This window comes from Tessaracoccus aquimaris, assembly GCF_001997345.1.
GTDB lineage: Bacteria > Actinomycetota > Actinomycetes > Propionibacteriales > Propionibacteriaceae > Arachnia > Arachnia aquimaris.
The window spans coordinates 320,017-338,522 of sequence record NZ_CP019606.1 but is presented as its reverse complement, the minus strand read 5'-3'; the positions used below and the strand labels follow the sequence as shown (position 1 = coordinate 338,522).

The 18,506-nt window shown below is 70.2% G+C and carries 17 protein-coding genes and 1 pseudogene; 8 read left to right on the top strand and 10 right to left on the bottom strand.

Annotated elements, in window-relative coordinates:
- Positions 1 to 116: 116 nt before the first annotated feature.
- Both BW730_RS18940 and BW730_RS20225 read right to left on the bottom strand, forming a co-directional pair.
- Complete coding sequence (locus BW730_RS18940; RefSeq protein ID WP_226997255.1) at positions 117 to 395, bottom strand: 2'-5' RNA ligase family protein; 279 nt, start codon at positions 393 to 395, stop codon at positions 117 to 119.
- Positions 396 to 454: 59 nt separating this feature from the next.
- Positions 455 to 652: pseudogene (locus BW730_RS20225) on the bottom strand (2'-5' RNA ligase family protein); the annotation flags it as partial.
- A gap of 87 nt (positions 653 to 739) precedes the next feature.
- Between BW730_RS20225 and BW730_RS01550 the strand changes: the two are divergent.
- The 6 genes from BW730_RS01550 (at position 740) to BW730_RS01525 (ending at position 7,131) form a co-directional block, all read left to right on the top strand.
- Positions 740 to 1,147: a VOC family protein gene (locus BW730_RS01550; protein ID WP_077684767.1), complete on the top strand. Its 408-nt coding sequence runs from the start codon at positions 740 to 742 to the stop codon at positions 1,145 to 1,147.
- Positions 1,148 to 1,391: 244 nt separating this feature from the next.
- The gene (locus BW730_RS01545) at positions 1,392 to 2,768 is read left to right on the top strand and encodes an ABC transporter substrate-binding protein (RefSeq protein WP_077684766.1); all 1,377 of its coding nucleotides are present in this window, start codon (positions 1,392 to 1,394) and stop codon (positions 2,766 to 2,768) included.
- Between the two features lie 74 nt (positions 2,769 to 2,842).
- Positions 2,843 to 3,871, top strand: a complete 1,029-nt coding sequence (locus tag BW730_RS01540; RefSeq protein WP_077684765.1) for a carbohydrate ABC transporter permease — start codon at positions 2,843 to 2,845, stop codon at positions 3,869 to 3,871.
- Complete coding sequence (locus tag BW730_RS01535) at positions 3,868 to 4,707, top strand: carbohydrate ABC transporter permease (protein WP_077684764.1); 840 nt, start codon at positions 3,868 to 3,870, stop codon at positions 4,705 to 4,707. The genes BW730_RS01540 and BW730_RS01535 overlap by 4 nt, the downstream gene beginning before the upstream one ends.
- Positions 4,707 to 6,155, top strand: a complete 1,449-nt coding sequence (locus BW730_RS01530; protein WP_077684763.1) for a GH1 family beta-glucosidase — start codon at positions 4,707 to 4,709, stop codon at positions 6,153 to 6,155. Before BW730_RS01535 ends, BW730_RS01530 begins: the two co-directional genes overlap by 1 nt.
- On the top strand, positions 6,136 to 7,131 hold the full coding sequence (locus BW730_RS01525) for a LacI family DNA-binding transcriptional regulator (RefSeq protein ID WP_077684762.1): 996 nt from the start codon (positions 6,136 to 6,138) through the stop codon (positions 7,129 to 7,131). Before BW730_RS01530 ends, BW730_RS01525 begins: the two co-directional genes overlap by 20 nt.
- A gap of 7 nt (positions 7,132 to 7,138) precedes the next feature.
- On the opposite strand, the gene BW730_RS01520 is transcribed toward BW730_RS01525, so the two are convergent.
- From BW730_RS01520 to BW730_RS01510, 3 genes are all read right to left on the bottom strand, one after another.
- A complete protein-coding gene (locus BW730_RS01520) occupies positions 7,139 to 8,476 on the bottom strand; it encodes a DNA polymerase IV (protein ID WP_077684761.1) in 1,338 nt (445 codons plus the stop codon).
- A 34-nt stretch (positions 8,477 to 8,510) separates the two neighbouring features.
- Positions 8,511 to 9,896, bottom strand: coding sequence for an FAD-binding oxidoreductase (locus tag BW730_RS01515; protein ID WP_077684760.1), 1,386 nt, complete (start codon positions 9,894 to 9,896; stop codon positions 8,511 to 8,513).
- Positions 9,897 to 10,154: 258 nt separating this feature from the next.
- Positions 10,155 to 12,020, bottom strand: a complete 1,866-nt coding sequence (locus BW730_RS01510) for an AAA family ATPase (protein WP_077684759.1) — start codon at positions 12,018 to 12,020, stop codon at positions 10,155 to 10,157.
- A gap of 174 nt (positions 12,021 to 12,194) precedes the next feature.
- Between BW730_RS01510 and BW730_RS01505 the strand changes: the two genes are divergently transcribed.
- Positions 12,195 to 13,154 (top strand): hypothetical protein, encoded by a 960-nt coding sequence (locus BW730_RS01505; RefSeq protein ID WP_077684758.1) that lies wholly within the window; start codon positions 12,195 to 12,197, stop codon positions 13,152 to 13,154.
- Here the strand turns inward: BW730_RS01505 and BW730_RS20220 are convergent.
- Both BW730_RS20220 and BW730_RS01495 read right to left on the bottom strand, forming a co-directional pair.
- On the bottom strand, positions 13,102 to 13,314 hold the full coding sequence (locus BW730_RS20220) for an NAD(P)-binding protein (protein ID WP_077684757.1): 213 nt from the start codon (positions 13,312 to 13,314) through the stop codon (positions 13,102 to 13,104). The genes BW730_RS01505 and BW730_RS20220 overlap by 53 nt on opposite strands.
- A 39-nt stretch (positions 13,315 to 13,353) precedes the next feature.
- Positions 13,354 to 13,869, bottom strand: a complete 516-nt coding sequence (locus BW730_RS01495; RefSeq protein WP_077684756.1) for a dihydrofolate reductase — start codon at positions 13,867 to 13,869, stop codon at positions 13,354 to 13,356.
- 233 nt (positions 13,870 to 14,102) lie between these two features.
- Between BW730_RS01495 and BW730_RS01490 the strand changes: the two genes are divergently transcribed.
- Entirely contained in the window at positions 14,103 to 15,266 is a 1,164-nt protein-coding gene (locus BW730_RS01490; protein WP_077684755.1) for a M20 metallopeptidase family protein, read from the top strand.
- Positions 15,267 to 15,268: 2 nt separating this feature from the next.
- Here the strand turns inward: BW730_RS01490 and BW730_RS01485 are convergent, their stop codons facing one another.
- From BW730_RS01485 to BW730_RS20115, 3 genes are all read right to left on the bottom strand, one after another.
- The gene (locus BW730_RS01485) at positions 15,269 to 16,459 is read right to left on the bottom strand and encodes a peptidoglycan-binding protein (protein WP_077684754.1); all 1,191 of its coding nucleotides are present in this window, start codon (positions 16,457 to 16,459) and stop codon (positions 15,269 to 15,271) included.
- 85 nt (positions 16,460 to 16,544) lie between these two features.
- The gene (locus tag BW730_RS01480; protein WP_077684753.1) at positions 16,545 to 17,627 is read right to left on the bottom strand and encodes a UDP-N-acetylmuramate dehydrogenase; all 1,083 of its coding nucleotides are present in this window, start codon (positions 17,625 to 17,627) and stop codon (positions 16,545 to 16,547) included.
- Entirely contained in the window at positions 17,620 to 18,444 is an 825-nt protein-coding gene (locus tag BW730_RS20115) for a MaoC/PaaZ C-terminal domain-containing protein (RefSeq protein ID WP_335340875.1), read from the bottom strand. The genes BW730_RS01480 and BW730_RS20115 overlap by 8 nt, the downstream gene beginning before the upstream one ends.
- Positions 18,445 to 18,506 lie beyond the last annotated feature (62 nt).

Here is an 18,506-nt window from a genome sequence, read left to right as displayed (position 1 = left end):
CCGCATTCGCCCCCCGGATGGCTGTAGCAATGGCTGTAGTAAGTAACAACAGGGCGATGACCCCCAAGCACCTGTCCGCTCCCGCGTGACAACCAAGCCACGTCCTCGAGCCCAGATCAACCCAGCGGATAGCGGGCGACCACCTCGTAGTGCTTGCCCAGCCGCTTCGAGTCGACCAGGCACAACTCCTCCGCCTCCCAGGACCAACCGGGGAACGAGTCGAACACGCCGATCCATCTGCCCGCCTGCACCCCCGCACGGCTCCGCGCCAGCGTCAGGTGACCGACGAAGCGGGTGCCGTCCGCCTCGATGCCCGCGCGGCTCGCCGCCCGACGCGCCCCTGCGGAGAGCTCGGCGAGTTCGCCGTTGCCGTCGCTGACGCCGAGCGCGAGCACCTTGGCGCGCGAGGGTTCGGGAAGGCGATGCCGCCCTCGACCCGGAGCGGGAAGCGCGGCACCTTCGCGGCGACCTCGGCGAGCATCTCACCCAGCGGTTCGACGGCGTCGGGCGGGACATCGGCCATGAAGGACGTCGTGAGGTGCCACGCCTCGGGCCGCGACCAGCGCAGCCTTGCGTCGACCTCGCGGCGAGGCTCCAGCAAGGCATCGAGATCGCGGACGAGTTCCGCGGGCGGAAGCACCGCCGTGAACATGCGAGCACCCATGGATTCAGGGTAACGGCCGCGCACCGTCCAAGCCTCCTCCTACGGTGGTTATGCCCACCCACAAGGAGGAACATCATGCTGAAAATGAACCCCTACCTCGGCTTCAACGGCGAGGCGTCCGAGGCGCTGGCGTACTACAAAGGCGTCTTCGGCGGCGAACTGCGGATCATCACCTTCTCCGAGTTCGGCAGCGGCCCTCCCGGCGCCGACGACCTCGTGATGCACGGCCAACTCGACACGGCCAACTTCACCCTGATGGCCTACGACGACCCGGAGCGCAAGAACCCGACCGGCCGCGGCAACACGACCATCTGCATCTGGGGCGACGACTCAGAGATCGGCCGTGCCTGGTTCGCGAAGCTCGCCGAGGACGGCACGGTGGACGTCGAGTTCGCAGTGCAGCCATGGGGCGACTGGTACGGCACGGTGACCGACAGGTTCGGCGTCTTCTGGGGCATCAACGTGAGCACCGGCCAGAACTGAGCGCCCCGACAGACACGCGTTCGGGGCCGTCCGGCGTACCTTCCCCGGCGACCTCGAAATCCCCTCGCGACGCATCGTCTGCTGACAATGCCCCCGATTGTCTCGTTTTGATAACGATGAGAGAGCGCTCTCTTGACCTTCTCTTCGGAGGGATCTACGGTTCGGTCAACACCTGGAGATCCAGGTTTTTCACGCTCAGAGAGCGCTCTCTCCCGCGCGTGGAAGTACCCACAAAGGAGTGACCGTGACCACCTTCCGCCGCCGCAGTGCCATCGGCGCAGCGTTCGCCTCGCTGGCGTTGCTCGCCACCGCCTGCTCACCAACCGCGACAGACGCCGCGAGCCCCGGCGCCACCGACACCACCAAGCCGGCCACCAGCAAGCCAGCCACCAGTGAGCCGGCCGCGCCCGCAGAGAACATCGAACTGACGATCACCACGTTCGGCACCATGGGCCTCGACGGCCTCTACAAGGAGTACGAACAGGCCCACCCGGGCATCACCATCAAGGCAACCAACATCGACACCGGCGGCAACGCCCTGACCGACTGGCAGACCAAGCAGGCCGCTGGCGCCGGACTGCCCGACGTGCAGGCCGTCGAGGAGGGCTGGCTCAGCAAGGTGATGTCGGTCTCCGACTCGTTCACCGACCTGCGCGACTACGGCGCCAGCGACATCGCCTCCCGCTGGGTTCCGTGGAAGGTCGCCCAGGCGACCGACCAGAAGGGCCGCATCATCGGCTACGGCACCGACATCGGCCCACAGGGCATCTGCTTCAACGGCAAGTCCCTCAAGGCGGCAGGCATGCCGGGCGACCGTGACGGCTTCGCGCAACTGCTCGGCGGCAAGGACGCCACCTGGCAGAAGTTCTTCGACGTCGGCAAGCAGTACCGCGACAAGACAGGCAAGGCCTGGTACGACCAGTCCGGCTTCGTGTGGAACTCGATGGTGAACCAGCTCGACGAGGGCTACTACACCAAGGACGGCAAGCTCAACGTCAAGGACAACGCCCAGCTCAAGGAACGCTGGACGATGCTGGCCGACGCCGCGAAGGCCGGCCTGTCGAGCAACCAGACCCAGTGGGACTGGGGCGGCGGCAAGGCCTTCCTCGACGACTCGTTCGCGACCTTCGTGTGCCCCGGCTGGATGCTTGGCGTCGTCAAGGGCCAGGTCGAGGCAGGCGGCGGAGACGCCACAAGCGGTTGGGACTTCGCAGACGTCTACCCGGGCGGTGCGGCCAACTGGGGCGGTTCGTTCCTGACGGTGCCGACCACCTCGAAGCACCCCAAGGAGGCCGCAGAGCTCGCGGCATGGCTGACCGACGCCAAGCAGGAGGTCGCCTCCTTCCAGGCTGCCGGCGCGTTCCCGAGCGTCGTCGCGGCGCAGCAGGACCCCGGCGTCACCGGTCCGAGCGACCTGACGAAGTTCTTCAACAACGCCCCGGTCGGCGAGATCCTCGCCAAGCGCGCTGAGGGCGTCAAGGCGCAGTTCAAGGGCCCGGACGACTCGGTCATCCAGGAGCAGGTCTTCGGGCCCAGCGTCCAGGCGATCGACTCCGGCAAGGCCGACGGCCAGAAGGCCTGGGACGACGCCATGAAGCTGCTCGACACCGTCGTCGGCTGACCTCTCCCCCGTCCGGCGCGGCGGGCCCTGAATTCCTCCCGGGGCCCGCCGCTGACACCTCACGAGGAGAAACCATGCACGCTCCACACACCGCGACCCCGACCGTCACCCAGCCCCGCTCGTGGCGGTCCCGGCTCAGCAGCCTCGACGTCAAGTACTCGCCCTACGCCTACGTGGCCCCCTTCTTCATCCTCTTCGGGCTGATCGGGCTGTTCCCGCTCGTCTACACGTTCGTGGTCTCCCTCAACGACTGGAACCTGCTCACCGGCCCCGGCGACTGGGTCGGCTTCGCGAACTTCTCCCGCGAACTGGGCGACGCCCTGTTCTGGAACTCGCTGTTCAACACCTTCAGCATCTTCCTGCTGTCCTCGGTGCCGCAGATCATCACCGCCGTGGTGATCGCGGCCCTGCTCGACCAGAACCTGCGCGCCAAGACCTTCTGGCGGCTGTCGGTGCTGATCCCCTATGTCGTCACGCCGGTCGCGGTCGCGCTGATCTTCTCCAACATCTTCGGCGAGAAGTACGGCCTGGTGAACAACGTGCTCGGCTCCATCGGGCTCGACCCCGTGATGTGGAAGACCGAGACCTTCCCCAGCCACGTCGCGCTCGCCACCATGGTGAACTGGCGCTGGACTGGCTACAACACCCTCATCGTGCTCGCCGCGATGCAGGCGGTGCCGCGCGACATCTACGAGTCGGCGGCCATCGACGGCGCGGGCCCCGTCCGGCGCTTCCTGTCGATCACCATCCCCAGCATCCGGCCGACGCTGATCTTCGTCATCATCACCTCGACGATCGGCGGCCTGCAGATCTTCACCGAGCCCAAGCTGTTCAACGCCGCAAGCTCGGTGCCCGGCGGCCCGCAGCGGCAGTACCAGACCACCGTGCTGTACCTGTGGGACCTGGCCTTCAACCGTCAGGAGTTCGGGCGGGCGGCCGCGGTCGCCTGGATCCTGTTCCTGCTGATCGTCGCCATCGGCGTGCTCAACTTCCTGCTCGCGCGCACCATCTCCGGGACCGAGACCCGCCTCGTCTCCCGACGCAGACACACCCGCGCCGCCTCCCTCACGGCCGGGTCCATCACGAAGGAGCCCCGCGCATGAACGCCACCAGGCGACGCCACCTCTACGCCCAGCCGCGCTGGTGGGTCTACGGCATCATCGGCGCCTTCGTGATCGGCGGCGCCTACCCGCTCTACTGGTCCTTCGTGGTCGGAAGCAGCGACAAGACCGCCCTCACCTCCACCTTCCCGCCGCTGCTGCCGGGCGGCCAGTTCTGGGCGAACGCCGCGCAGGTGTTCGCCACCGTCGACTTCTGGAGGGCGCTTGCCAACTCGGTGATCGTGTCGACCGTGATCACCGCCTCGGTCGTGTTCTTCTCGACGCTGGCCGGCTACGCCTTCGCAAAGCTCCGCTTCCGCGGCCGCGAGGGCCTGATGGTCGCGGTCGTGGCGACCATGGCCGTCCCGACCCAATTGGGCATCATCCCGCTGTTCATGCTGATGAAGCAGTTCGGCTGGACGGGCTCGCTCGGGGCTGTCATCGTCCCGACACTGGTGACCGCGTTCGGCGTGTTCTTCATGCGCCAGTACCTGGTCGACGTCATCCCGGACGAACTGATCGAGGCCGCCCGCGTCGACGGTGCAAGCATGATCGGCACCTTCCTGCACGTCGGCGTTCCCGCGGCGCGGCCCGCGATGGGGATCCTTGCCATGTTCACGTTCATGACGGCGTGGACCGACTACCTGTGGCCGCTGCTGGTGGTGCCGCAGAACCCGACGCTGCAGGTCGCGCTCAGCCAACTGCAGTCGGCCAAGTACGTCGACTACTCGATCGTCCTCAACGGCGCGGTGCTCGCGACGCTGCCGCTGTTGATCCTCTTCGTCCTCGCGGGCAGGCAACTTGTCTCCGGAATCATGGCAGGAGCTGTGAAGGGCTGATGAACGCTCACTTCCCACCCACCTTCCTCTGGGGCGCGGCAACGGCCGCCGCCCAGGTCGAGGGAGCCGCCCACCTCGACGGCAAGGAGGACTCCATCTGGGACGTCTTCGCCCGCACTCCCCTCGCGGTCGCCGGGGGCGACACCCCGGAGGTCGCCGCCGACCACTACCACCGGATGCCCCAGGACGTCGCCATGATGCGCGACCTCGGCCTGCAGTCCTACCGGTTCTCGACGAGTTGGGCGCGCGTGCGGCCCGGCGACAGGGAGCCCAATCCCAAGGGCCTCGACTTCTACGACCGGCTCGTCGACGAACTGCTCGGCGCGGGCATCCTGCCGTGGCTGACGCTGTACCACTGGGACCTGCCGCAGGCCGTGCAGGACCTCGGCGGCTGGGCCAACCGGGACACCGCGGAGCGCTTCGCCCGCTACGCGGAGGACGTCTTCGGGGCGCTCGGCGACCGGGTGACGCACTGGACGACCTTCAACGAGCCGCTGTGCTCGTCCCTGATCGGCTACGTCGGGGGCGAGCACGCCCCAGGCCTGAACGACCCACGCGCCGGGCTCGCCGCCCTGCACCACCAACACCTGGCACACGGCATGGCGACGAGGCGACTGCGGGAACTGCGAGACGACCTCAGCATCGGCATCACACTCAACCTGACAAACGCCGTCCCGTTCGACCCGGCCGACCCCGCCGACGTCGACGCCGCCCGACGCCTCGACGGGCTGTGGAACCGGATGTACCTCGACCCTGTGCTGCTCGGCAGCTACCCCGACGACGTGCTCGCCGACCTGGCGGGGCTCGGCTTCGAGGAGGTGGTGCGTGAGGGCGACCTCGCCGTCATCCACCAGCCCATCGACTTCCTGGGCGTCAACCACTACCACGACGACTGCTTCAGCGCTCATCCCGCGCCCGCGTCCGATCCGGTGCTGCCGGTGCCGACGCCGAAGGCCAACCGGTCCTGGTTCGTCGGCTCGGAGCACGTCAGTTGCCCCTCGCGTGGGCTGCCGCGCACCGCGATGGGGTGGGAGGTCAACCCGGACGGGCTGCGGGTGCTGCTGCTCGCCCTGTCCGAGGAGTACCCCGACCTGCCGCCGCTCTACATCACGGAGAACGGCGCGGCCTACGACGACGTGCTGGTCGACGGGGCCGTGGACGACGTGCAGCGCTGGGACTACATCTCGGCGCACCTCGACGCCGTCGCCGCCGCCATGGCCGAGGGTGCCGACGTCCGCGGCTACTTCGTGTGGTCGCTGCTCGACAACTTCGAGTGGGCGTGGGGCTACGCCAAGCGGTTCGGGATCGTCCACGTCGACTACGACACGCAGGTCCGTACGCCAAAGCTGAGCGCCAGGAATTATGCTGCCCTGATCGCACTGAGCGCCGAAACGGGCGCTTCGAGCACAGGGAACGAGGCCGCGAGCGATGAAGAAGCCGACTCTTGAGATGGTCGCGGCGCACGCCGGGGTGTCGCGCGCGACCGTGTCGCGGGTCGTCAACGGCACCCCGACGGTGGAGCCGACCATCGCCTCGCGCGTGCAGCGCTCGATCGACGAGTTGCACTACGTGCCGAACCGGGCGGCCCGCTCGCTCGCGTCGAACCGGGCAGGGGCCGTGGCGCTCGTGGTTCCCGAGTCGACGTCGAAGGTCTTCACGGACCCGTTCTTCGGGGCCGTCATCATGGGCATCGCGGGCGTCCTCGACGACACCGACTTCACGCTGACGATGATCATCGAGTCGGAGGCCAACGCCGAGAAGACACACCGCTACCTCACCGGGGGCAATGTCGACGGCGCGCTCGTGCTGTCGCACCACGCCGGCGACCGCTCCTACGGGTCCCTCACCGACCGGGTGCCGCTCGTCTACGGCGGCCGCCCGGTGGTGGAGGTGCCGGGCGCGGTGTGTATCGACGTGGACAATCTGGCAGCCGCCCGGCTCGCGGTCGGCCACGTGATCGGCAGCGGAAGGCGGCGGATCGCCACGATCGCCGGGCCGCAGACGATGCGCCCGGGCGTCGAGCGCCTCGAGGGGTGGCGCGGCGCGCTCGCCGACGCGGGCCTCGAGCCTGGGCCGATCGCCTACGGAGACTTCACCACGACGTCGGGCACCCGCGCCGCCCGGGAACTGCTGGCCGGGGGCGAGCCGTTCGACGCGATCTTCGCCGCCAACGACCAGATGGCGCTCGGCGCCTACCCGGTGCTGCGCGAGGCGGGCCTCCAGATCCCCGGGGACGTGGCCGTGATGGGCTTCGACGACTCCCCGTTCTCGCAGACCTCTGAGCCGCCGCTGACCACCATGAACCAGCCGATGGTCAGGCTGGGAGCAGAGATGGCGCGCAAACTGCTGGCCATGATCGACAAGCAGCACCCCGAGCCGTTGACGATGCTGCACGCCAGCCTCGTGGAACGCGGCTCGGTCTAGACCTCCGCTATTCGTCGTCGTCGCGCAGCGCGAGCGGAAGCGGGTACAGGTCGGCCGGGTGAAGTGCCGGGTCGTCAGCCACGAAGGTGCGGATCGGGCCGGGCGGCGTCTCGCGGGTCTCGAACCGGACGGTGACGCGGTTCTTGCCTGCGCCCCACACCCATCCCCTGCCGTGCACGTCGTGCTCGACGTCGGCACCCGGGTGGTAGTCCCCGTGCCCGCGGACCCCGCTCAACTCGACCTCGGCGTCGCCGGGCCCCTCCGCTGCCTCGGACGGGGCGGCCTCCTCCTCGCCGAAGAGCTTCTCCTGCGCCGACGTGGTGAACCCGGACACCCCGATGCCGAGCAGCCTGACGCCGCCGCGCACGTCGACCTCGTCGAGCAGCGCCAGCCCCGCTCCCGTGATGTCGTCGCGGCTGTCGGTGGCGCCGCCGAGGCTGCGCGCGATCGTGCGGGTGGTGAAGTCGGCGAAGCGGACCTTGAGGGTCACCGTCCGGGCGAACAGGCCAGCCTTCGCGAGCCGCGCGACGACCTGGCCTGCGTCGCGGCGCAGGATCGCCTGCAGTTGGGCCCGGTCGGTGAGGTCGACCGCGAAGGTGTCCTCGGTGGAGATCGACTTGGGGTCGCGGGAGGCCTCGACGGGCCGGTCGTCGCGCGCCCAGGCGAGCGCCGCGAGCCCGGCACCTGCCGACGGGCCGAGTTCGCGGATCAGCTCGGCGGGGTCGGCGCCGCGCAGGTCCTCGACGGTGTAGAGCCCGATGGTGATGAGGCGCTGCTCGGTCGCCGGCCCGACGCCGGGGATCGCGCGCACGGGCATCGGGGCGATGAAGTCCAACTCCTCGCCGGGCTGGAGGATGCGCGCGCCGTCGGGCTTTGCGGCCTCGCTGGCGAGCTTGGCGAGGAACTTGGCGGATCCGACGCCCACCGATGCGGTCAGGCCTTCGGTGCGGCGGGTCAGTTCGGCGCGCAGCCACGCGACCCGTTCCGCCAGGTCCGCGTCGGCCCAGTCGCTGGGGCCGAGGTCGACGAAGGCCTCGTCGAAGCTGAGCGGCTCCACCAGGGGCGAGACCTCGCGCAGCAACCCCATCACGATCCGCGACGACTCGCGGTAGGCCCCGAACCGGCCGCCCAGGAAGGCCGCGTGCGGGGCGCGGCGCTTGGCCTCCGCGCCGGACATGGCCGAGCGCACCCCGAAGACGCGGGCCTCATAGGACGCCGTCGCGACGACCCCGCGCGGGCCCGAGCCGCCGACCACGACCGCCTTGCCGCGCAGCGACGGCTTGTCGCGCTGCTCGACGGCCGCGAAGAACGCGTCCAGGTCGAGGTGCAGGATGCGACGGGCCACGCCCCGAGGTTAGCCGCTTCGTCGGACGTTTCGCTCAGCCGAGTGCGCGGTTACTGCGCAGGATGCCGCGCGGGTCGGTGGTGGCCTTCACGGCGCGCAACCGCTCGAGGCTCGCCTGGTCCCACCACTGCGCGGCCTGGCCGTGCTCGATGAAGTTCATCACGGTGCGACCCGCGCTGGCGCCTGCGACGCTGCCGATCATCTCCGCGAGCGCGCCATGCATCATCGGTGCCAGTTCCGGGCCGGGCAGTTGGGCGACGCCGTTGATGACGAACGGTTCGGCGATCGGGCCATGACAGCCGCCCGCGCCCGCCCGTGCGAGGGCGCCGCCGAGTTGCCTGATCTGCACGACACCCAGCGGGCACTGCGTCTCCGGGCCGATCACCGAGATGAGCGAGTCGACGGTTGCGTCGTCGAGGTGGTTGAGCAGCGTGGAGCGCATCACGAAGTAGCCGGGCTCCGTCGGCTCCCCGGCGAGTTCGGGCACCCGTTCGACGGGCACCGGCCCGACCGCGTCCATGACGGTGCCAGGCACCGCGCGCAGCGGGGCGAGGAGCTCGTCGAGCTCGGCAGCGCCGCCCAGATGCGTCACGACCACTGCCGTGAAGCGACCGCCGCGCAGCGGTTCGGGGATCTCAGGAAGCGGCGGAAAGTTCAGGGCGTGCCACCATGCCGTGAAGGTGTCGGGCGCCGCGGCGGAGATGTCACGGAAGGCGCGCAGCACGTCTGCCATCGCCTCCGCGGGCCACAGCAGCTGGCCGCCGTGGATCGTCGGCGCGGGATGCAGCGCCAGTTCGAGCGCGACCACGATGGCGAGGTCTCCCCCGCCGCCCCGCAGCGCCCACAGCAGTTCGGGGTCGGTGTTGCCGTCGACCCTGCGCAGCCAGCCGGTGCCGTCGACGACGTCGGCGGCCAGGATCGAGTCGCAGCCAAGGCCGAAGGCGCGGCCGAACCAGCTCAGCCCTCCGCCGAGCGTCAGACCGGTGGCGCTGGGATGCGGGTTGGAGCCGACGAGGAACGTGAGCCCGGTCCCCGCCAAGGCCGCGGCGAGGGCACCGGCGCTGACCCCCGCGCCGATCCTCACGGTGGCGGCCTCCACGTCCACGGAGATGTCGTCGAGCCGACCCGTCCGCACGATCAGCGCGCCCTCGGCGGCGTCGTGGGCGCCATGCCCGGTGGGCTGCACCAACACCTGCACTCCCGCCTCGTCGGCCCACGCGACCGCGGCGGCCACATCGTCGGCGTCTGCGGCGTCGAGCACGGCCAGGGGTTGCTGTTCGACCATCAGCAGCCAGGGTGCCCGCACGAGATCCCAGCCAGCATCCCCTGGGATGCTGAGATGGCCGTTGATCCGCGACCTCAGTGTCGCGATCATCTCCGATGAGAGCTCTGCTCCCGCGTTGATGGACGTGGTCGACATGGGTCCTCCCAGGAACTCGTGCGGGCAGTCCTGACGCCGCCCCCCGGAAAAGACTCGTCGCAGCCTCTGTTGTCCCGCTTGCCCGGCACTTGCCACCCCAGTCACCACCGCGTCGCCGACGGTCTACGGCCCCCTCAAGGGCGCCGTGGGGGGCGGACGAAGCCACGCGGGGAGGCGTCGTGGGGTCGAACCACCCGCAAGGGTGCAGGCAGGCCGAACGCGGTAGCCAGCGGCAAGGTGCCTCGTGGCCCACGCGGGTCAGTCGGCGATCCGGTCCAGGTTCCGCGCGGCACGCATCAGGCGCCCCGCCCGCTCGTGGAGGCGGACGCGCCGAGCGGCGCTCAGTTCGCTCGAGACGCATTTGCGGGCCACGGCGTGCGCGAAGGCGTAGTTGACGCCGTCCTCGACGAGCAGGCCAGCCGAGAGCGCGACGTCGAGGTCGACGAGCACCTCGTCGAGCGGTCGCCCCACCAGTTGGGCGAGCGACTCGGGGGCGATCACGTCCATCACGGAGGCGGCCACCAGCAGGCTCGCCACCGATGCGGGCAGGCCGTGCAGGCGCTCCCGCAGCACGTCGCGGATTCCCTCCGGCAGGTGCGGGTCGGCCGGGTTGAGCGCCGCGTCGTGACCCGGGTCGGCCCCCGCCGCGAGCAGCGCCGCGTACTGCAGCACGAAGAACGGGTTGCCGCCCGTCAGTTCGGCGACGGCGTCGTCGAGTTCCGCGAAGTGGGGCCCAAGTCGGCTGCCGAGCAGTTCCGCGACCGCTTCCTTGGGCAGCGCGTCGACCTTGATGTGTGCTGCACCGCTGCGGGACAGTTGCGCGACGCACTCCAGCAGCGCCGGGCCGGGAACCACGGAGGTGCGCCTGGTCGCGACGAGCAGGATGGGCGCGGGGACCCTGGTGCGGGCCACCAATGCGAGCAGTTGGAGCGTCGCGGCGTCTGCCCAGTGAAGGTCCTCGATCGCGACAAGCAGCGGGGTCGCGCCTGCGGCCTCCCGCAGCAGGGTCAGCACCGACCCGGCGGACGTGGCAGGCCGCTTGGGCGGCTCGTGACGCTCGGCCGGCTCTCCGGTGAGGGGTGCGACGACCTCGGCCCACGGCCACAGCGGTGGCGCGAGCCGGCCAGGATGGTTCTGGCCGCGCACCACCCGGAAGCCGCGCTCGACGGCGAGCCGCGTCAACGCGTCGAGATAGGCGGTCTTGCCGGAGCCGGCCTCGCCCTCCACGAGCACGGCCCTCGCGCTGCGGTCTCCGAGGCAGCCGTCGAGCGCCTCGGCCCCTTGGGCCAGTTGGGCGTCGCGTCCGAACAGCACCGGTTCCCGCACGCGTCTCCCAGGCGTCAGCAGGACCGCCGAGGGTTCGGTCAGGTAGCCGTGCAGCGCCTCGTCGTCGTGGCGCAGGATCGCCTCCTCGACCGACTCGGTGGCGAGGGTCGGGTGGACGCCCAACTCCTCAGCCATCGTCAGCCGGAGGTGGCGCAGCGTTGCCAGCGCGTCCGCCTGCCTGCCGTCGCGGTACTGGGCGAGGGCGAGCAGGCACCAGACCGGTTCCCGGAAGCAGTACTCCTCCGCCATCGCGCGCAGCAGGCGCACCGCCTCCGACCACTTGCCGCCGCGGAGCAGCGCCTTGGCGTGGGCGAGTCGCAGGTCGGCGTACAGGTCGGTGAGCCGGTCGGCGTGGCGGCGCGGGCCCGCCACGTCGATCCCCGCGTAGGGCGGCAGCCAGCGGGCAGCGAGCGCCGCGCACTCGGCCGCGTCCGGCTCACGCTGCGCCAGTAGTCGGGCCGCGCCGTCCTCGAAGCCCCACAGGTCAACGCTGGCGGCCACGGCGTCGAGGAGGTAGCCGGACGGGGTGCTGACGATCAGGCCGTTGGCGCCGCGGGAGCGACCCGGGTCGAGCAGGGAGCGGAGCCGCGAGATCGCGACCTGCAGAAGCCCGAGCGTCGAGGCCCCTGCGTCGGCCCCCCACACGTCGGTCGCGAGTCGGTGGGCGCTGACGGGCACTCCGCGGGAGGCGAGCAGGCAGGCGAGCACCTGACGTTCGCGCGACCGGGAGATCGGCACCTCGTCGGCGTCGATCAGAACCCGGACATGCCCGAAGGCGACGAAACGCACCCCTCCCACAGGAGGATGCTAACCCCGGATCCGGTGGTTTCAGCGGGGTTCCGAGAGGTGCATTCGCGGCGGGCTGCGCGACTCCTAGTCGCGCCATTTCGGCATTTTCGGACCGTCCCGATGCGGCTCCGTTTCACAGCCTCCCCACAGTCGCGGCGGGAAGGTCGGGTGGATACTTGAGGCATGTCCGGTCGCACCGTCCGCGCCGTCGTCACCGGTTGTGCAGTGGCCCTGCTCGTCCACGGGCTCGCGGTCTCCGCGATCCTGATGGTCTTCGATCGCCTCCCCGCCGAGATCGTCACCCATTGGGGCATGGACGGCCCGACGCTGTCCCCCAAGGTGGACGCGTTCCGGTTCCTGTTCTTCTCCGTCGGGATCACCGCGCTGCTTGCGGTCGTCTTCACGCTCGTGTTCAGGCGACTCCACGAGGGCCCGCGGCTGACCGCGTCCCTGGTCGCGGGCGTCGGCTCGCTTGTGCCGCTCGCGGCCGCCTCCTCGACCGTCACACAGGTCGGCGACACGACGCCGCGCACCGACCCAGGCTGGTGGATCGCGCTGGGGCTGGTCGGTGCCCTCGCCGTCGGCGCGTTGACGTCGCTGGCCGTGCCGAAGTCTCCTCCGCGGCCCGTCGCGACCTTCCTGCCCTCGGTCGACCGGTCGGCGCCACGGACCTGGACGACCAGGCTCGACCTGGGCGGCGCCTGGCTGCTGGTGCTCGCTCTGCCGGTGGTTGTCGTCGCCACCATGCTGATCGTCGATCCCCAAGCGTGGCCGATTGCCGTCACCGTCGGCGCCGTGATGGGGCTGGGGATGTTGGGTGGCTGCCTCTGGAGGGTGCTGGCCGACCGCGCCGGGGTGAGCGCCACGTCGCTGTTCGGCTGGCCGAGGCTCTCCTGGCGGCTCGACGAGATCGAGAGCGCCGACGTGGTGACCGACGTCTCCCCGATGCAACTGGGAGGCTACGGCGTGCGCGTGAGCCCTAACGGGTTGCGGTTCGCCTTCCGCCGCGGCGCCGGGGTGCGACTGCTGCTCTCCGACGGCACCACCGTGATCTTCACCACAGACGATGCCGCGTCGGCAGCCCGCACCATCAACGCTCTAGTCTCCGACGAGCGCCGCTCACCGCACCCCGTCGGCCGCTGACGGACTCGTACATGGGCGTGCCGGGCGCGTCGATGTCCCACACGCCGCCGGGTCCGGCGTTGCGCTCGACATGGTCGTAGGCGAGTCCCCTCTCGCGGAGGGCGCGGGCAATCGCCGACCTAGCTGGACCGGCCCCGATGACCAGGATCTGCGCCGACACCTCTGCGTCCTTCCCCGTTGATGACCCGATCGGGGAATGCTAGGCCCGCCAGCCCTCCGCGGGGAGGGTGTTCACAACTTCACCCCTTGGGGTCGGCCGGAACTGGACGAAGTCGTAGCCGACGTGCTGCTCGCGGGACACCTCGGTCCAGTCGTCCGGGGAGACGTAGGGGAACGTCGCCGCTCCGTCGGGGCTCTGATGCACGATGGTCAGGTCGAGTTCGGTCAGGTACGGCCACGCCTCGCGGTAGATCTGGGCTCCGCCGCCCACGAAGCAGATCCTCTCGGGGGTCTGTGCGGCCAGGTCGAGCGCCTCCGTGACGGAGTGTGCCACCTCGACGCCGTCGTGGCGCCAGTTCTCGTCGCGGGTGACGACGATGATGCGCCGGTTCGGCAGCAGGCCGATCTGGTCCTGGGTGCGGCGCCCGAAGATGATCGTGTTGCCGGTGGTGACCCGCTTGAACCGCTTGAAGTCCTCCGGGATATGCCACAGCATGTCGTCTCCGGAGCCGATCACACCGTTGTCGGCCACCGCCGCGATCGCAACAACCCTCATGCTTCTCCTCCGTCGGGCTTGGTCGTGGAGGCTCACGTGCCTCCCCCACATGCCACCTTAACGTCGGCGTCCGCAGCGGGGCTCGGACGTCTCGACCACCTCCGACGCACGGGCCCCTTGGGCCTTCACCGGTGCCCGAGCCCTCTCAAACGGTCCCCGTGCTTGTCGAAGGGTCCGCGACCCGCCCCAAGACGGCCGGCGCTTCGTCACGGTTTGTGACTAGGCTCTCGCCCATGACGTCCGAGTTGCTGCGCGCGCTGAAGGTGGGGATCGCCGAGATCCTGCCGCAGGCCGCCGCGCTCCGGCGCACGCTGCATGCCCAGCCGCGGCTGAGCGGCCAGGAGACCGACACCCGCGACACCATGACGCGCTCCCTCGACTGGCTCGGCTGGACGCCGATCGCGGCGACCGGCGCCTGGAGCCGCACCGGACCCGACGGCCCGGCCGTCGGCCTTCGCGCCGAACTTGACGCGCTTCCCGTCAGCGAGGTGACCGCCGTCGAGTGGGAGTCGCGGGTGCCGGGCGTGATGCACGCCTGCGGCCACGACGTCCACATGGCGGCGCTGTGGGCGTTCCTGAATGCCGCCCGCGGGCTCGACCTGCCCGCCGCGGTCGTGCCGATCCTGCAGCCGCGCGAGGAGGTGACGCCCCCGGGAGCGGGCGACGTGGTGTCCTCCGGACTGCTCGAGGAACAGGAGATCGAGGCCATGATCGGCGTGCACGTCCAGCCGGGCATCGAGGCGGGGATCGTCTCGACCGGAGCGGGCGCCGTCAATGCCGCCTACGACTCGTTCGAGATCGTGGTGTCCGGCTCACCCGCGCACGGGGCGTATCCGCACCTCGCCGTCGACCCCATCACGGCCCTCGCGGCGATCATCGGGGAGGTCTCGTCGCTCCCTGGCAGGCTGATCAACCCGCTGCACGCGACCGTGGTGTCGTTCGGGCAGATCTCCGGAGGCACCGCACCCAACGTGATCCCCGACACGGCTCGCTGCCGAGGCACCATCCGCGCCTTTCACCAGTCCGACCGGGAACTCCTGCACGGCGCCATCGCGCGCACCGCGGAGGGCGTCGCAGCGGGGCGCGGCGCGACGGCCACCACGAGGTTCGTGACGGGCGGCCCTGCGCTGGTCAACGACCCGGGGCTGGTGCGCCGCGCCGATCATCACCTCTCCGGCCTCGGCGTCACTGTCGCCGAGACGCCGTTCCGCTCGTGCGGCTCAGACGACTTCGCCGAGTACGGCACCGCGACGGCGTCGTTGATGTGCTTCGTGGGCACCGGCCGGATCAACGGCGTCGGCCTGCACCATGGCGCCTACCTGCCCGGCCGCGACGCCATCGAACTGGCCGCCGTCGCCTTCGCTGGCGGCTATGCCGCGGCCGTCGACGCGCTCTGAGGTCAGCCGATCAGCTTGGACCAGGTGGCCAGGTCGACCTTGCCCGTGACGCTCACCTTCTTGGCGGCCTGCACTGCCCGCACGGCCTTCTCGGTGGCGGGACCGTAGATGCCGTCGACGGCGATCCGGTGCCCTGCCTCGCGAAGCTCGGTCTGCAGCACGCGCACGCTGGCGGTGCGGGAGCCGCGGCTCAGCGTGGGGAGCAGCTTCGACCAGGTGGCCGCGTCGACCTTCCCGGTCTGGGTGATCTTGTGCTTCTTCTGGAAGGCCTTGACCGCGTTGACGGTCAGCTTTCCGTAGATCCCGTCGACCTTGAGCTTGGCCCCGTTGGCGTTGAGCAGGCTCTGCACCGAGCGGACGCCTGAACCGCGGCTACCCGAGGCGTAGGTCGGCAGGGTGACCTTCGACGGGGCCGGCTTCGAGGGCGCGGGCTTGGTGGGGGTCGGCGCCGGCTTGGTCGGCGTCGGCTTCCCCGGGGTGGGCGTCGGCTTCACCGGGGTGGGGGTCGGCTTGGCTGGGGTGGGCGTCGGCTTCGCCGGCGTCGGGCTGGTGGTCGGCTTCGGGGTCGGGGTCACCGGGAAGCCGGTGCCTGCCTTGTTCAGGTTGTACTTGTACAGGCCGTACTTCTGCATGATGTTGATGACCTGCGAGGCGTACTTCGGGTCGGTCGCGTAGCCGCCCGCCCGCACCTCGGTGACGAACTGGTCGGGGTAGGCCTTGAAGTTGAAGGCCTTGGCATAGCGCGAGTTGCTTGTCAGGAGTCGCCCGTAGTCGAGCAGCGAGTCGCCCCAACTCTTGTAGGTGCGGAACTCGGCCGTGATGAAGTAGGCGGTGCCGTCGGGCCGGTACTCTGCGGTCCGGATCGGCACGCAGCCGGTCTGGTGCGGCGACACGTAACTGGTGCACTTGATGTTGAACAGGGTGTTGACGTCGTAGATCTTCTGCGTCGGAAGGCCAGCGTCGACGGTGACCTTGCCCGTCATCGAGGAGCGGCCCCAGCCGGTCTCCAGCGCCGCCATGCCGATGGCGACCGAGGCGGGGATCCCTGTGCGGCGCTCGTTCTCCTGGGCGGGGCCGACCAACTTCGCGATGAAGTCGTCCTGCACGGTCACCGCCTGGGCCTGTCCTGGAGCCGCAAGGCTCATGCACAACGCGACTGCGGCCGCGCCTGCGGCAGCCTTGATCCAACGCATGGGAACTCCCCGATAGGTGTGTCTTCCGCGTGAGGCTACCGACCGCCACGCGGCGGGGAAAGGTTCTCAACTTGAGGTTGAGGTTCTACAGTTCGACCCCGACGAGGTTCACCTCAGGCACCAGCGCAACGCCGAATCGCTCGGCCACGCCGTCGCGGACCTCGCGTGCCACCGCGACAAGGTCGTTCGCCGTCGCGCTGCCCCGGTTGGTGAGCGCAAGCACATGCTTGGTCGAGAGGCTGGCGCGCTCGTTGCCGAAGCCCTTGGCGAACCCGGCGTGCTGGATGAGCCACGCCGCGCTCGTCTTGACCCGGCCGTCGGCCGTCGGGAAACGGGGCGCGTCGTCGGGCAGCGCGGCCGCCGCATCGGCGTCCAGGATGGGGTTGGTGAAGAACGACCCGGCGCTCCACGTGTCGTGGTCGGCGGCGTCGAGGACCATGCCCTTGCTCGCCCGGATCTGCAGCACCGTCTCGCGGACCAGTCGGGAAGGAACCCGGGCGCCGACCTTCGACTCGAGCCGGTTGGCCAACTCGGCGTAGGCGATCGGCTGGCCGAGCGAACCGAGCGTGAACTGGTAGCCGACCTCGAGCACGACGTAGCGGCCCGGCTCCCGCTTGAACCGCGACGTGCGGTAGCCGAAGCCGCAGTCGACCAGCGCGAAGGTCTTCTGGGTGCGGGCCTGGCGGTCCCAGGTGCGCACGGACGTGATGGTCTGTGCGACCTCGCTTCCGTAGGCCCCGACGTTCTGGATGGGGGTCGCGCCGACGCTCCCGGGGATCCCCGAGAGGGTCTCGATGCCGCTCCACTCCTGGTCGACGGCGTCCGCGACGAAGTCGTCCCAGTTGGCGCCCGCCCCGACCCGCACGGCGGCGCCGCCGCACGTCGACACGTCGGCCTTGATGCCCGCGAAGGCGAGCCGGATGACGGTACCGGGGAAGCCCGCATCCGAGACAAGCAGGTTGGAGCCGCCGCCGAGCACCAGCACGGGCGTGCCCCGCTCGTCGCATTCTGTGACGGCGTCGATGAGTTCGGCCTCGGTCTCGGCGACCACGAAGGTGTCGGCCGGGCCGCCGACACGGATCGTGGTGTGGTCGGCCAGGCGGGTCGAGTCGCTGATCGACGGCTCCTCGGAGGGCACGTCGAAGCGGTCGATGCTGCAGCTAGACAACGCTCACCTCCGCGCGGGCAGCGCCGAGGACTGCCTCGTCGCCGCAGGTGGCGGTGATCGCGATCTTCGCGACGCCTTCGGCGATCTCGGTGACCTTCGCCGAGTAGATGACCTCGGCGCCCTCGTCGGTGTCGGGAACGAGGACAGGCCGGGTGAAGCGCACGAAATAGCTCAGCACCCGGGAGGGGTCGCCGACGGCGTCGGTGACGACCTTGAGGCCTGCGCCCATCGTCCACATGCCGTGCGCGACGACGCCGGGCAGGCCGATCGCCCGGGCGTGCCGGTCGGAGAAGTGGATCTCGTTGAAGTCGGTGGAGGCGCCGGAGTAGCGCACGACCGTGGAACGGGTGACGGGGACGCGGAGCTCAGGCAGTTCCTGTCCGACGGTGAACTCAGGCATCGGCCTCTCCCCTCGTGTGCATGAGTTGCGAGCGCGCCTCGCAGACGCTCTCGCCGTCGACGGCGAGGTCGACGAGGATGGTGACCATGTCGAGGTTGCCGCGGTTGCGGACCTTCTCGATGCTGAGGGTCGCCACGACGGCGTCGCCCGGCACGAGGGGCGACGGTAGGTGAAGCCCTGGTCGGCATGCATGGTGCGGTTCAGCGCGAGGTCGAGCTCAGGGTCGCCGAACAGCGCCTCCCAGGCCTGCGCGGCGATGACGGCCGCGAAGGTCGGCGGGGCGACCGGGGTGTCGCCGAAGTAGGCCGGGTTGTCGTCGCGCAGCGCCTGCGCGAACTCGGCGATCTTGGCGTGGCTGACGATGTAGGGCGCAGCGGGTGGGTAGGTGCGGCCCACGTGCTCGGGCGTGATCGGCATGGATTCACCCTAGCGCGGGCACACGACAACGGCCGCCCCTGTCAGGGACGGCCGTTGGTGAA